The sequence below is a fragment of the Halomonas salinarum genome (genome assembly GCF_012062845.1).
Taxonomy (GTDB): Bacteria; Pseudomonadota; Gammaproteobacteria; order Pseudomonadales; family Halomonadaceae; genus Onishia; species Onishia salinarum.
In genome coordinates this window covers 1-14,445 of record NZ_WWNB01000004.1, presented here as the reverse complement: position 1 = coordinate 14,445, position 14,445 = coordinate 1, and the positions used below count along the sequence as shown (strand labels likewise).

Below are 14,445 nucleotides of genomic sequence, written 5' to 3'. Positions count from 1 at the left end.
ATGGGTAGCATCGAAAAGTGCGAGACATTCTACCAGAGAAGGGGCTAGCCACCATGCGGCCTTGCGATACGAAGGTAGCATTTCTTTCATACCTGAGGCTTAGAAGCTGATTGGCAAAACCTCAGGTCGCGTCTATTCTTTTGATCCTGAATGTGGTTTTTTTTATCACGCCGACAGGAAGCCTTGCTGTTTTATTATCAACTGAAAAACAAAACTCATTAGCAACACAACAAAATAAAAATTTAAAAAAACCAACAACTTACAGAATATCCGAGCGATGATGCTCAAGAAACATTACATGATGAAACACTCATAATATAAATAAAAAAATAACCAATAGCATTTAACGCAGACCGCAGGGGTTCTTACGCATGGATACTCATGACTATGTACTTGTGGTGGAAAGGAACCTACAGAAAGCATCGGAGGGGGACTATCTGGATGCGTTGCGGAATGCCGGTTATCGCCTGGAGTCAGTGTCGGCGGGCAAGGATCCTGTGCCTGTGATGAAGGCTCGCCCTCCCATAGTCGCCATCTTCCAGTATGATTTCCCCGACCAGCAGGGACTTGCAGATCTTCGTCAGGCCAAGCAGGAGGTGTCCTCGATCCCGCTGTTGATGATCACGCAGGCCCATTCGGAGCACCTCGCGGTCTGGGCCTTCCGCTCGCGGGTATGGGACTACTTTGTCCATCCTGTCGACCTGACACGCTTGCTGGAGGTCATGACAACCCTGCGTCGCGTGCGCCTTCCGGCTCGCGCCGGCAATGAATCTCGCCAGACGCTGGATATTCGCAACACCATCCCGCCGGAGGCGCGACTACGATTCTCGAATCAGGGAAGCGATCAGTCGCAGCTCGAACGAGCCATCTCCTTCGTCGACCAGAACCTACACCGAAAGATTGCCCAGGCAGAGGTTGCCAGCCTCTGCGGCTTGAGCACCTTTCAGTTCAGCCGCCTGTTCAAGCGCCTGACCGGAGATACCTTTCAGGAATACTTGCTGCATCGACGCATCGCCGAAGCCATGCGGTTGCTCGCCAACCCCAAGGTCTCGATTACCGATGTCTGTTTCACCGTCGGCTTCCGTGACCTTTCCTATTTCACCCGTACTTTCCAGCGCTATGTGGGCAAGACCCCATCCCGTTATCGACTGGGCATCGTACCCACGGTATCGGCGCCAATGACCAACCATCGTGACAATATCAACAAGACTAATCCTGACCTGACCGACGCGACCTTCTCCCCCCGTCTTTGAGTCGCTGAGCACCGACAGCGCCTACCACCCTCCCCGGCCGAGACTTTCCACTGGCCGGTCGCTCAAGCAACAGGGATGGGAATACACCTGTTCAAACGGCGCCGGTCCTCTTTCACGCCCCCTCTTATGGCCACCCTTACAAGTGGCGGCCGTGCAATACATGATGCTTTACGCTTATTTCCAGGCAGAGACCCTACAAGCAACTTAATCCACCAGCACGGGAATCTGCGCCAGGATGCCGTAGTTTTCGCCGCCCGTTCCTCCGGTCGGCTCCTGGTAGGAACAGGAGGGCAGGAAATAAATACTCTTCTGCCGCCAGCCATCATTGGCATAGGTGGCGAGTGCATCGTTTTCCCCGCGCAGATTCATGGCACCGACAAAGTCATCCCAACGCGTCACACCACTGGGATCGGCATTCGACCATGTGCCCGGAGAGACACCATCGCTGTCGTCGGGCGGCAGAGCCATCTGAGTCGGTGCGTCATCGTCAATCTTGTTCGACTGATTGACGACCCAGATCACATCCAGGTTGACCGCGCCCACCAGGGGATTGCCGGGCGCAATACCATCGCTGCAATCAACTACCGGCAGGCTCATGTTCCAGGGCTTCGTCTTAGTGTCAGACTCCACCACCCACTTGTCATAGAAGGCCTGGAAGGCCGCCTGTACCTGACCATTGTTGGTCGATATATCCTCGCCGAACTCCAGCTCCTCCGGATTGCCGGTGCCGTTCTCCACCAAATCCCGAAGATCATTAGCATTACTGGCCCCATCATCGCCCTGTTCCAGGTCGGTCCACCCTCCCGTCTGATCGCCCTCGGGGATGAAACGCCCCACATCACAGGAGTATTCACCGGTCGGCGTGGTGATGGCTTCCTGGCACATGGCGATCGGCTGGTCGACATCGCCTGGCCTGAGAGTACCGGCAAAGCCTATATAGGCTACTGCACGAGCCGACACCTCATAGCCTGTGAAACCAAATATGCCCCCAAAGAAGGCAGCCACTGGCGTCGCGCTCCGCTCGGTCACCACCTCGACGGCATTGATGAAGTTGGGGTCGAGATCCAGATCCATGGTGCTCTTGCCGAACAGATCCACCGCCTCGAGTGATGGGTTTGCAGTGAAGGTGCCATTGGTAAAGCTCCAGTGTCCGCGCTGGATACTCACGATCTCGACACTGTTGCCCTGGCTTTCATTGGCGGTCGTCACCTCTGTTGCGGCCTGATTGGCATTCGGATTGACCGCACTGCCATCCGCCAGGTAAAGCATGCGGGCTCCCGCCAAGGCACCGGCATCCGCGGCGTTCTGCAATTCATTGCGTGCCACGTAGAGATTGCTGCCATCTACCGCCAGTGCCGTGAAGGCCAACAACATGAACAGCGACACCGCCATCAACACCACCGAGGCACCGCGCTGGCGGACCGGTGATGCCACTTTTCCTCTAAGTTGCCACCCCTGTCGAGTCTTCATGATCATTCCGCCCGCATTACAGTAGTGGAAGAAAGGGTCAGCACATCCCCCAGACCCACCATGAATCCCGGCAGCACAAGAAATTGATAGGGGTAGTCGACACTGACCGTCAGGTCGTCTCCTGCATCAAAATTGCCATTGCCATTGCGATCATTGCGCTGGATATCGACGGCCAGTTCGGCGGGACCTCCCAGGGAAATCAGGTAGGAATCTGCATAACCCTCGATGGCCTGAGTGATGAGCACATCTTCAGTGGTCGGCATGTCAGCAAGCGCACGGTCCCCGGTGCGAAACAGAATCCCCTCACGTGCCCCTTCGCGGGTGGCATTGGTGAGCGTCGCCTTGTCGAACAACGCTACGCTGAATTCAATGATCCCAAATAGCAGCAGGAACAAGAGGGTCGCCGAGATAGCGAACTCGACCAGTTCGGAGCCTTTTTGCCGGTGAAGCGATCGTCCAGGTTTCATGTCAATGTCTCCCTACTCACCATCAGGATCACTCAGCTGAAAATCCATTTTCCCGACGCACCATCAGGTCGAGCTGTCGGGCATTCTCACTGGCGGTGACGTAATAGGCCGGTGACTGTCGCATGGCCTCCTGGAAGAAATTCATCGCCTCGGCATAGCGGCCATCCACCATGGCGATATAGCCGATATCATTGAGTGCCTCGGCATGCTCACCGTTACGCGCCACGGCTTCGATGGCAAAATCGTAGTCGCCATCGCGGGCGTGAACGAGGCCGAGGTTGCGCCAGGCGAGCTCATAGCCAGGATCGAGGGCCAGTGCCTGACGCAACGCCTGACGGGCGGCGGGCCAGTCACCTTCGAGATAGTGCGAGTAGCCGAGGTTGTTCAGCATTCTCGGTACCCTGGGATTATCGGCCAGGCCCTGCTCGTAAAAGCCCTGCGCCTTGGCATACTCCCCTTGAATATCGGCGATCACCCCAAGCGCGTTGAAAGCCTGCCAGGGGGCCCCGCCCCTATCCACCACCGGCTGAAGCTGCTGCTCGGCCTGGTCGTACTGACGCTGCTGAAGATAGATGATGCCGAGTCCGGTCCTGGCCCCGATATGGGTCGCATCGACCTCCAGCGCCCATTGGTAGGCAAGCATCGCCAGGCGATGGTTATCCCGGCGATGATGGATGGTTCCGATCCTGTAGAGCGGTTCGGCCTTGGGCGACCTTTCCATCTTAAGGCCACGCAGGTACTCGAACAGAGCACGATCCTGATCACCTGAATTCATGGCCGCATCACCATTGCGGTAGGCCTCTTGCGGACTCGCGACAGGAAAGGCCGTGCTATAAGCCGTGGTCGACTCCCCGTTATAGAGGGCGTCATAGGTATCGTCTGCACCGTTGCGCTGGCTGCTGGCACAGCCAGCCATCAAACCAGTCACCAAAAGAGCGGCGGCAATGCGCGTCATGCGATGGATATTTTTCATGGGAACGTCCCCCGGTAGAAAATCAGTTGCATTACAGCCCGCTCAATGGCCAGAACGGGCCAGCGCTTCCATCGCTCCCAGCAGTGGAGGCCCGAGGGCCACCACGAAGAAACTGGGAAATACGCAGAAGATCAGCGGGAAAAGCATCTTGGTACTGACCTTGGCCGCCTTTTCTTCGGCCTCTTGGGTACGTTTCTCCCGTAATTCCGAGGCATAGATACGAAGCGTGCCGGCGATGCTGGTGCCGAAACGCATACTCTGCAAAAGCGTGGTAACCAGCCCCCGAATGTCCTCGACACCGGTACGCTCTTCCAGGTCCCGCAGAGCACTCCTGTGATCCATTCCGGCTCGCGTTTGTAGCCCGAAGAGGTTGAGTTCATCGGAAAGCTCCGGGTGACTCACGGCGAGTTCATGGGAAACCCGTTGGATGCCAGCCGCTAGCCCCAGCCCTGCTTCAGTGCAGACCACCAGCAGATCCAGGGCATCAGGAAGGCCGCGTCGCAAGAGGCGGGTCCGCTTGGTAAATTGTTTATCCAGCCAGAAGGACGGCAGCACATAACCGGCGATAGCCACCGACATCATGATCAACAGAGCGGTCGAGATCGGCAGTCGTGTCAGGGGCACTAGCACCGCCATCACCGCCAGGGCCGGCAGTACCGTGAGCGCCATCCGTGCCCCATAGAAGACGTTGAGTGCCCCCGGCGAACGCATGCCGGCGCGCCGCAGGCGCTGGGCAAGCTTGTGCTGTTTCTCTTCTTCGCTTGGAACAAGCTTTTCGCCCATGGGCCCCAGCCAGGTATCAAGGCCACCCCCAGAGGCGGCCGCAGTCTTGATGCCTGACGTTCCCGCACCATGACCGGCAGCGGCCACCTCTGCATGAGCCTCGAGGCCACGCAACCGACGCCGCAAGGGGTCCGAAAGGCCGATGATCAAAAGCACCAGCGCCACCAACAAGGCGAAGATGGCGAGCCCCATCAGCGTGGCAAAGCCAAGCTCGATCACGGCCGGGTTGGCGATCTGTTTATCGAACCAGGCCATCAGTTGATTGACATGTTCCATGACCACCTCCTCAAACGTCGATGCGTACGACTCTGCGCATCCACAAAATCCCGATCACGATCAGCACGAAGGCCACCAGTACCAGCTGACGCCCGGTGGGGTTCTCGGTCAGCATCGGGATGAAATCCGGACTGGTGATCGACAACACGCCGGCCAACCCGAAAGGCAGCAGCGATAGAATCCAGGCGGCCATACGCCCCTGGGCGGAAAGCGTGCGCACATTACGATGGAAGCGGAAACGATCGCGAATGACCTTGGCCAGGCCATCGAGCAGTTCGGCAAGGTTGCCGCCGGTTTCCTTCTGAATCAGCACCGAGGTCACGAATACCATGACGGTGACACTCTCGACCCGCTCCAGAAGCCCCCGCATGGCGGTGCGCACCTCACCGCCGTAATTGATCTCCATGAAGGTGATGCGAAACTCACCGGCCAGGGGCTCCGACATTTCATCGGCAACCAGGTGCATGGCATCGCTGAAGGGGTGACCAGCCCTCAGGGCACGCGCCATGATCACCAGCGCATCCGGCAACTGCTCCTCGAACTTGATCAGACGCCGGTTACGTGCGATCCGCAGTTGCATGAAAGGGATGCTGGCCACCAGCAGCCCGACCAGTACGCCCATCGCCGGCAGTGGCAGCAGGTAGGCCCCCACCACCCCGACCATGCCGCCCAGGCACACCGACAGCAGCACGATGCGATAGGCCGGGGTTTCCTTGCCGGCCTGTTCCACCAGGCGCTCGATGTGCGCCATGCCCGGCAGGGCCTCCAGCGCCCGCTCAAGCGGAGACAGCTCGCGAAGATACTTGCGCCGCACCAGGGATACCTGATCAGAACGCTCACCGCCCTTCATGGAGCGCAGGCGCTTCTTGAGGCGCTTGCGGGTCTTGCGGTTCTCGCCAAAGGCCGGCACCAGGAAGCTCTGCATCAGCAGGAAAGCGGCAATGGCGACCATTCCAATGACGATGACTTCATCGGAGAGGGTTACATCCATGAGCGCTGCCCTCCCTGTACCTGGAACACCTTTAGATCAGGCGCCAGGCCGCGCCGCTTGAGGTAGTCGTAGAAGCCCGGCACCACGCCGGTAGCCTGGTAGGAGCCCATGACGTTACCCTGCTCGTCGAGGCCATCACGCTGGAAGCGGAAGATCTCCGACATGGTGATGATGTCGCCCTCCTGGCCGTTGACTTCTTGCACACTCACCACACGCCGCTTGCCATCCTCCATGCGCTCGACCTGTACCACCACGTCGATGGCCGAGGCGATCTGGGCGCGCAGTGCCGCTGCCGGCAACTGGAAGCCACACATCGCCACCATGCTCTCGATACGGCTCAACGCATCGCGGGGTGTATTGGCGTGGATGGTAGTCAAGGAGCCGTCATGGCCGGTGTTCATGGCCTGCAACATATCGAAGGCCTCGCCACCGCGCACCTCACCGAGAATGATGCGGTCCGGGCGCATACGCAGGCTGTTCTTGACCAGATCGCGCTGGGCAACTTCGCCACGCCCCTCGATGTTCGGCGGACGGGTCTCGAGCCGGACCACATGAGGCTGCTGAAGCTGTAGCTCCGCCGAGTCCTCGATGGTGACGATACGCTCGCGATGGGGAATGAAGCCCGAGAGAATGTTGAGCAAGGTGGTCTTGCCCGCCCCGGTGCCGCCCGAGACCAGCACATTGAGGCGGGCCTGGACGATGCAATCGAGAAGCTCGGCCATGACCGGCGTCAGGGTACCGATCTCCACCAGGTTCTCGGCGTTCAGACGCTCCACGGCGAAGCGGCGGATCGACAGCATCGGTCCATCGATGGCCAGCGGCGGAATCACCGCGTTAACCCGGGAGCCATCCTTGAGACGCGCATCCACCATCGGCGATGACTCATCGATTCGCCGTCCAACGCTTGAAACAATGCGATCGATGATCGTCATCAGGTGGCGATCGCTGTCGAAGCGCAGCTGGGTCTGCTCGAGCTTGCCATTGCGCTCGACGAAGATCGGCGCGGTACCGTTGACCAGGATGTCCGAGACACTCTTGTCGGCAAGCAAGGCTTCCAGCGGCCCCAGACCCAACACCTCATCCTGTAGCTCAGTGACAATGCGCTGGCGCACCGTGGCGTTGAAGGGCAATGCCTGCTCGCTCATCAAGGCTTCACAGACCTGCTGAATCTGGCTACGGGCTTCCTTTTCGTCGAGGCTACCCAGCAACGACAGGTCGAGTACCTTGACCAGCTTCCTGAATATCTGCTGCTTGCATTCAAGCTCGGCCCCGGATAGCCCCTGGGTCGCATTGCGAGATGCCTTCAGGCCCCACTGGTTGCGAGGAGCATCCTGAACACCATCATTGGCCACACGTTCACGAAAATTCATGTGCATTGCTCTCCATAAGGGACGCCATAAGGGTCGCCATCAGGGACGATTCCCCAAGGCCCGGGCGACGACCGGCCAGCGAGTGACCACTCAATTGCGCAGGGCCCAGCCCAGAAAGGACATCTTGCTTTGACGCGGAGCCGTCTCCGGCTCCTTGTTATCCAGTGCCTCTGCCAGCGACTTGAGCGCCTTGGTCACTGGCGCCTTGGGCGCCATCTCGAGCAAGGGGCTGCCCACATTGATGCTCTGGCTGACGCGCCGGAAATCATTGGGCAGGGTGATAATCGCAGTGCCCGGCAGGGCATCCCGAATCGCCGACAGGCCCACGTCGTTATGCTTGTCATAGCGGTTGACCACCAGCAGCATGCGGGTCTGGGTCAGGTTGAGTTCGTGGCGCAGGATATCGCGCAGCCGTTGGGCGTCACGCAGGTGTGCCACGCTCTGCTCAAGTACCACCAGGATTCGGTCGGCCCGCTCCAGCACTGCTGCGGTGGGTCCCCCCACCCAGCGGGGCAGGTCGATGACTACCTCGTCATAAGCCTGACTGAGCACCTCGAGTAACAACTCGACCCGGGATTCCGGTACTTCGGCGACAGTCACCATGTCGTCTGGTGAAGAGGCCAGAAGATCGACACCGCTGTCATGGGTCTGCACATAACCTTCCAGGGCCATGGCATCCAGGCTGTCGGCTTCCTCGAGCGCCCGTACCAGCCCGTTTTGGGGTGACATGTTGAAGTACAAAGGCAGGGACCCGAACTGCACGTCCAGATCCAGCAACAGGCCGCGCCGTTCCTGGCTGACGAGAATATGGGCCAGGTTGGCAGCCACCATGCTGGCACCAGACCCACCCTTGGCGTTGATGACCGCCGTCATGCAGGCACGCGGCTGCTGAGGATCGACCACCTTGTCCCGCGCCAGCTGACGAATGAACTGGGTGATCTCCCCGTCATCGATCGGCGGCGAGAAAAAGTCCCGCGCCCCGGCCCTCATAGCCAGCCGAATCAGGTCGACATTGCCCTTGGGACCGACCACCAGCAGCGGCGGGCGCTCGACCACGGGACGCTCCCAAAGGGCGGTGAGCTCGGCTTCCCAGCGCTCGCTTGCCAACAGGATCAGTGCATCCGGGAGCGGCGAAACGCCATATAGCGGGTCGGCATGACCGTTGACGATCACCTTGGTGGTGACCTTGATGTCGCCCTGGCTGCGCAGCAGCGTCTCCAGGCACTCGAGCTCGTCCCGGGCGCGTCCCGCCAGCAAAATCTCCAGTCGATACCGCATGTTTATCCCCTTCTGATATGACGCTTCCTGCAACGAATCCTGAGCCCGCCTTGCCTGTCGCGATGCCCCTCAGGGCATCGACACAGTCGACGGCGGATACGGGGCAGCCGGCTGACGGTAGCTCTCCAAGGCACCCGCCACCTTGTCACCCTGGGTCGGCGACACGGGGTCGCCTGGTTGATAGGTCTGGGTATCGATCATGTGGCGCACGGTATCGCCAAAGGGCGGTAAATCTGCACCCGGCTGCGCCGCACAAGCCGAGAGCATTCCGACGAGCGCCAGGGGCATGAAAGCAGCCAAGGCGACGCGGGGCAGAACAGCGAATAAATGTGACATGGTGGATTCTCCCAGGCGCGAATCAGAGGTCATGGCCAAACTGGCCTTCGGTACCGCCTTCTTGACGGCTGGACATCAGCTGAAGGTCCATGCCTGAGCGATTCGCACGCCGTGGGGTCGGCTGATCGGCCTCATCGCGGCCATGAAAGCGCCCCATGAGATAGAACTCGACATCGCTTGGTGGCACGAAGGAGCCGGTGGGCAGCCGCGCCAGTTCCGGCTCATAGGCACGCGCCAGACGCGGAGTGACAAAGATCACAAGCTCGGTCTGCTCCTTGACGAATTCCTGACTGCGGAACAGCGCACCGATGATCGGTACATCGCCGAGCCCCGGAAATTTCGAGATATTTTCCTGCAGGCTCTCGTTGAGCATCCCGGCGATGGCGATGGTCTGGCCGGTGGCGAGCTCCACCGTGGAACTCGCACTACGCTTGGTCAGCGCTGGCACGAAGAACTGCGACGAGGACTGCTCGCCCACGCCGACCACCAGGCTGTTGCTTGCCGTCAGTTCGGAGACCGAGACATCCACCTTCAGGTTGATGGTGCCGGAATTAAGCACCACCGGCAGGAAGCGCAGACCGACACCGAACTCCTTGTTCTCTATGGTGATCTGGCCATCGCCCTGGGGCACGGGAATCGGGAATTCCCCGCCAGCGAGGAACTGTGCCGGCTGACCGGTCAGCGTCGTGAGATTGGGCTCGGCGAGGATCTTAGCGACCCCCTCGCGGTTGGCGGCATCCAGCACCAGGTTCAGCAGGTAGTCGTCACGCAGGTAGCTGGCGAAGATACCGGCGTCTTCGATGCTGGCGGTCGCTGGTGCAAACTCACTCACAGCAGGCCCGACGATCGAGCCGCCGCCCAGAACAGGAGCACGACCTGTCACGGCACCACTCTCGAAGATGGCATCCGGGAAACTCGCACCGCCCTTGACGGCTCCCACCTGCAAGGCCGAAGAACCGACATTGAAGACGTTGAAGTCGGTTTCCAGGCGCTTGACCAGCGAGCGCGATACCTCGGCCACCTTGACCTCAAGCATCACCTGCTGGGCCCCGCCGACCTGCATCAGGTTGATGACCTGGGCACCGCCCTCTTCTCCAGCCGAGAAGTGTTGAGCAAGACGCATGGCCGTTTCCATGCGCTCGGCACTGGATACCTGGCCACTCAGCACGATGCTGCTCTGTGCCGAGCGGACCTGGATATTCTCCTGCGGCATCATGTCGTGAAGGTGCAGCTTGAGGCTGTCCAGATCATGGGTCACGGTGACGTTCAACATGCCCTGAACCCGCTCGTTCTGGTCCCACAGCACCACATTGGTGGTGCCAAGCTTCTTGCCCAGTACATAGACCTGGCGCGAGCGCACCACCACGATGTCGGCGATGTCGGGGTTGCCGATCGACAGGATTTTCACCGGTCGCGGAAACTCCAGCACCTGCGACTTGTTGACCGACACCGCCACCTCCGCCGAGCGCCCCTGATAGGGCGTGGCGATACTGCGCTCCAATGCCTGGGCAGCCGCTATTTCCGTCCAGACGCTGGCCAGCAGGATCATCACTGCCAGGGCCACCCACTTCCCGATTACCCGTTGCCTATCCATTGCACTCTCCCACTGACTCGAAAGGGGCCTGCCGAGGGGCTTGATCATGGCGTTCAGTTCCTGACGGTGACCGAGCTCATCTCGGTGCCGCGGATCACGTTGACGCGGCGATTGACGGCCCGCACGGTTGCACGGGGAGCGGCAACGGCGACGGGCTCTGGGTCCGCCAGCTGGGCGGTCGTGAAGGACTCCTCTTCGTTATCCATGGGATTGCGCAACGTAAGCTGCACCTTGCCTTCCTGGGTAGCCTCGACCAGCTTCTCGGCCTGGCGCGGATCGACCTCCAGGGTCACCGCCCGCACGATCACCGGGCCGTCACGTTCCTGTGACGCGATCTGGTCGACGGCCAGCACCTTGATATCGCGCAGAATGGTTTCGGACTTGACGCTGCGGTTGCTGCCGCCATCGCGCTTGGCGGAGACGATATCCACGCGGTTGCCCGGCAGCAGGAAGCCCGCCACGCCGACCACATCATCCACTCGCACGCTCATGGCGCGTTTGCCATGCTCGAGCACGGCCGCCAGGGCACTGCCCCCCATATGTTCGGCCACTCGCCCTTCCAGCACGATCTCGCCGGGATAGATGACCTGGTTGCTGACTCGCCCCACCACGCTCTCGATGCTGTTGAAGCTACCCGCGGGAATCGCATTCGGGGGTAACTCCAGCATCTTCAAATCGGAGGCCTGCACCGTCGAGCCGAAGGGAATCTGCAAGGTCGTTACCACCACCTGCGCCATCTCGCTCCCCCCTTCATCCCCCGACTGGGTCTTCATCCAGTTCTTCGCCACCATGGCGGCCCCGAAGGCCATCACCAGTGACACGCCCAACATCAACACCACACCCTGCTTTTTCATGACGCCTCCCTCCCGGGATCACCCAGTTCCACGAAGTAGTTCTGCCAGGCCCAGAAGAGAGCCGTCTTTGAGAGCCTCTCCTGGCCCTGATAGCGCAGATAGTCCACCGCCAGTCCGACCAGATCACGGGGATGGCAAGGCAACAGCGCCACCTCGCGGCGATGGTGTAGCTCCTCGATCACGAAGGTGGCCAGCCGCTCGTCGAAATCGACCCCGTTGGCCAGGCACTCCTGCTGCCAAAGCGTCAGGTAGTCATCACGACCCAAAGCAGAAAAGCGAATCTTGTAGCCGATACGACGCAGAAAGGCGGGGTCGGCAAGGCTCAATGGATCCAGGTTCGAGGAGAACACCAGGGCCACATCGAAAGGGATACGGAAATGCTGGCCGTTGCTCAGCGCCAGATAATCGATGCGCTCTTCCATCGGCACGATCCAGCGATTGAAGAGCTCCATGGGCGCCATACGCTGGCGGCCCAGGTCATCGATCACCAGCATGCCGTTGTTGGCCTTGAGCTGAATCGGCGCATGGTGAATGCGGGTGGCCGGGTCGTACTGGACCTCCAGCATGTCAAGCGTCAGCTCGCCACCGGTTACCACACAGGGCCGATGACAGCAGACATAGCGAGGGTCGTGCCCGCGCTCGAGATAAAGGCTCGCCAGCGGTGATGGCTCTTCACTGACCACGGGCTCATGCATGCCGCCATCGAAGCAACGCAACGCCTTACCCGCCACCAGGATGGCGTGAGGGATGAGTACCTGGCCCGGCAACAACCGCGACAAACGGCGAGCGATATAGCTCTTGCCGGTACCAGCATCGCCATACAGGAACATGGCCCGTCCGGAGACCAGCGCCGGGCCGAGCTGATCGAGCAACGAAGGAGAAATCACCATGTCGGCGAAGGCCTCGAAGACACTTTCCCGATCGATGCCCACCGTCTTCATGGTCTGGTGGGCCACCCGACGGGTGTAGTCTTCCAGAGTGACCGGCGCCGGGCCGCTGTAGCCGTCCCGCGCCAGGGCCTCCAGCGCCGCCGCTCGGCCAAGATCGGTCAGGCCATAACGCAAACTTCCCCCGCCGCCCGCGCCTCTCAGCTCGATACGCCGCTCGTCGCGCAGGAAGTGACAGACCTCTTCGACCACCGCGCCGGAAAGCGCACTGCGCTGGCTTAGCTCCCGCATATCGAGCACGCCGGTTTCATAGAGCTGCTTGGATAGAAGGTCGGCGATATAGAGAAGATCCAGGCCCGTTTCGGCGACCGACGAAGGGCGCATGGCATTCGCATTCCCCGACGGCCCCGCCATCACTTCATGACCAGCGTCCTGACCCGCTTTTAGATCAGCTTCCTGATCATTTCCGTGATTAATTGGCACAAGACTCATCGGGGTTTCTCCTTAAAGATAGATCCCTATTGCGCTGGATATCAGTGCATTAGCTATCAATGCATATAACCCCAGATAAGATACCCACAGGTACCCAGCGCGATAGAGACGGCGAAGGGAAATTTCTTGCCCATCACTTCGCCCTCTGCAGGGGTGATATAGATCGGATTACCGGTCGTTATTAGAGTACGAAACATCAAGGAGTAACGGCCCCAAGGTCCTGCCGATGTGCCCGCTATCAAACTACTGGCGGCAAATCCCAGTGCGATGACACCACCCACACCAATACTGAAGATCGCTGCCATTAAGACACCCTTCACACCAAGGAAGGTGCCCACGGCAGCCATCAACTTGACATCACCGGCGCCGGTAAAGCCCAGCAGGTAGCCTGGTAATAGGACGGCCACCCCCACACTCAGGCCGAAAAGGGCGGCCAGGAAACCGCTCGGGCCTGCCAGCACTCCCTGCAGCAGAATACCCGTCGCGGCCCCGGCCATAATAAGAAAATTGGGTATGTGCCGAGTACGCAGATCCCAAGCTGCTGCGATCCAAACAAATAACAGGACCAAGCCCAGTATCAGAACGTGTTCATGGCGCATAATAGCCACCTTCTGTGCTTATTTTTAATTGTGGAAAAAGCGCCGACATACCTATCGGCGCTTTTTTATTTTTTTTATTGAATACCGCTTAATTTTGTGTTGATAAGCCCCATGATTCTTGAAACGTTATCCCCCACATTAGTGAAGATGGTGGCAGCAACCGCCACGATAAGTCCCGCTACCAGCGCCCATTCCACGACCTCGGTGCCTTCTTCTTCCTGCCAGAAACGCTTCACACCCATCATCAGCTTGTTCATGAGTTGAACTCCCTTGCGTCTTCACGTGAGATGCCCGATGAGCCGGGCCAGCCTTGCCGATGGCGTTGTGCTACCGGCTTACGTGAACAAGCATCGCCGTTACCGTTCAGTTACGCTGTAACTATCTTGCAGAAGACTAGGATTATCTTGCAGCTCATACGGGAGGCGGGCTTTGTGGTCTGCCAAGCTACTGAAATAGGATGAAAATTCCGCGCAAGCATCAGGAAGGAAAAACAAAAAAATTACCTGATTACTCATGTTGATCAGCCACAATCCCGCCAGCCTCTCCTATACTGATGTTATGTCCAGTAAAGGAGGTGGCGTCATGGCACGCAATCCTATCCAGTTTCAGCCCGGCCTGTCGTTGCCGGCATTTCTCGCGCAGTACGGCACGGAAGCGCAGTGCCAGGCGGTCCTTTTTCAGCATCGCTGGCCCAGGGGGTTCGTGTGCCCCGACTGTGGCAACACCACTGGCTGTCGATTGTCGCGGGGGCACTACCAGTGCCATCGCTGTCACCACCAGACCTCACTCATCGCCGGTACCATCTTTCATGCCACGCACCTT

General features: G+C 59.5%; 15 protein-coding genes. 2 read left to right on the top strand and 13 right to left on the bottom strand.

Going from position 1 to position 14,445, the window contains the following annotated elements:
* Positions 1 to 371: 371 nt before the first annotated feature.
* Positions 372 to 1,253, top strand: coding sequence for a helix-turn-helix transcriptional regulator (locus HF027_RS04250; RefSeq protein WP_168013240.1), 882 nt, complete (start codon positions 372 to 374; stop codon positions 1,251 to 1,253).
* A gap of 204 nt (positions 1,254 to 1,457) precedes the next feature.
* Here the strand turns inward: HF027_RS04250 and HF027_RS04245 are convergent, their stop codons facing one another.
* The 13 genes from HF027_RS04245 to HF027_RS04185 form a co-directional block, all read right to left on the bottom strand.
* On the bottom strand, positions 1,458 to 2,723 hold the full coding sequence (locus tag HF027_RS04245) for a TadG family pilus assembly protein (RefSeq protein ID WP_168013238.1): 1,266 nt from the start codon (positions 2,721 to 2,723) through the stop codon (positions 1,458 to 1,460).
* A gap of 2 nt (positions 2,724 to 2,725) precedes the next feature.
* Positions 2,726 to 3,190, bottom strand: a complete 465-nt coding sequence (locus HF027_RS04240) for a TadE/TadG family type IV pilus assembly protein (RefSeq protein ID WP_168013236.1) — start codon at positions 3,188 to 3,190, stop codon at positions 2,726 to 2,728.
* Between the two features lie 28 nt (positions 3,191 to 3,218).
* On the bottom strand, positions 3,219 to 4,163 hold the full coding sequence (locus HF027_RS04235) for a tetratricopeptide repeat protein (RefSeq protein ID WP_245184500.1): 945 nt from the start codon (positions 4,161 to 4,163) through the stop codon (positions 3,219 to 3,221).
* A 42-nt stretch (positions 4,164 to 4,205) separates the two neighbouring features.
* Positions 4,206 to 5,222, bottom strand: a complete 1,017-nt coding sequence (locus HF027_RS04230) for a type II secretion system F family protein (protein WP_168013234.1) — start codon at positions 5,220 to 5,222, stop codon at positions 4,206 to 4,208.
* A 10-nt stretch (positions 5,223 to 5,232) separates the two neighbouring features.
* Positions 5,233 to 6,213, bottom strand: coding sequence for a type II secretion system F family protein (locus tag HF027_RS04225; protein WP_168013232.1), 981 nt, complete (start codon positions 6,211 to 6,213; stop codon positions 5,233 to 5,235).
* Positions 6,204 to 7,583, bottom strand: coding sequence for a TadA family conjugal transfer-associated ATPase (locus HF027_RS04220; RefSeq protein WP_168013230.1), 1,380 nt, complete (start codon positions 7,581 to 7,583; stop codon positions 6,204 to 6,206). Before HF027_RS04220 ends, HF027_RS04225 begins: the two co-directional genes overlap by 10 nt.
* A gap of 90 nt (positions 7,584 to 7,673) precedes the next feature.
* Positions 7,674 to 8,861, bottom strand: coding sequence for a CpaE/TadZ family protein (locus HF027_RS04215; protein WP_168013228.1), 1,188 nt, complete (start codon positions 8,859 to 8,861; stop codon positions 7,674 to 7,676).
* A gap of 69 nt (positions 8,862 to 8,930) precedes the next feature.
* Complete coding sequence (locus HF027_RS04210) at positions 8,931 to 9,197, bottom strand: hypothetical protein (protein WP_168013226.1); 267 nt, start codon at positions 9,195 to 9,197, stop codon at positions 8,931 to 8,933.
* Positions 9,198 to 9,219: 22 nt separating this feature from the next.
* On the bottom strand, positions 9,220 to 10,791 hold the full coding sequence (locus HF027_RS04205) for a type II and III secretion system protein family protein (protein WP_245184498.1): 1,572 nt from the start codon (positions 10,789 to 10,791) through the stop codon (positions 9,220 to 9,222).
* Between the two features lie 53 nt (positions 10,792 to 10,844).
* Positions 10,845 to 11,645 carry a Flp pilus assembly protein CpaB gene (gene cpaB / locus HF027_RS04200; RefSeq protein ID WP_168013224.1) on the bottom strand — a complete coding sequence of 267 codons (801 nt, stop codon included), beginning with the start codon at positions 11,643 to 11,645 and terminating at the stop codon, positions 10,845 to 10,847.
* Positions 11,642 to 13,024 carry a P-loop NTPase family protein gene (locus tag HF027_RS04195; RefSeq protein ID WP_168013222.1) on the bottom strand — a complete coding sequence of 461 codons (1,383 nt, stop codon included), beginning with the start codon at positions 13,022 to 13,024 and terminating at the stop codon, positions 11,642 to 11,644. Before HF027_RS04195 ends, cpaB begins: the two co-directional genes overlap by 4 nt.
* Before the next feature lie 56 nt (positions 13,025 to 13,080).
* The gene (locus tag HF027_RS04190) at positions 13,081 to 13,623 is read right to left on the bottom strand and encodes an A24 family peptidase (RefSeq protein ID WP_168013221.1); all 543 of its coding nucleotides are present in this window, start codon (positions 13,621 to 13,623) and stop codon (positions 13,081 to 13,083) included.
* A gap of 74 nt (positions 13,624 to 13,697) precedes the next feature.
* Positions 13,698 to 13,880, bottom strand: a complete 183-nt coding sequence (locus tag HF027_RS04185; protein WP_168013219.1) for a Flp family type IVb pilin — start codon at positions 13,878 to 13,880, stop codon at positions 13,698 to 13,700.
* 325 nt (positions 13,881 to 14,205) lie between these two features.
* On the opposite strand from HF027_RS04185, the gene HF027_RS04180 reads away from it, so the two are divergent.
* A partial coding sequence (locus HF027_RS04180) for a transposase (protein WP_168013217.1) occupies positions 14,206 to 14,445 on the top strand: 240 nt, incomplete at its 3' end.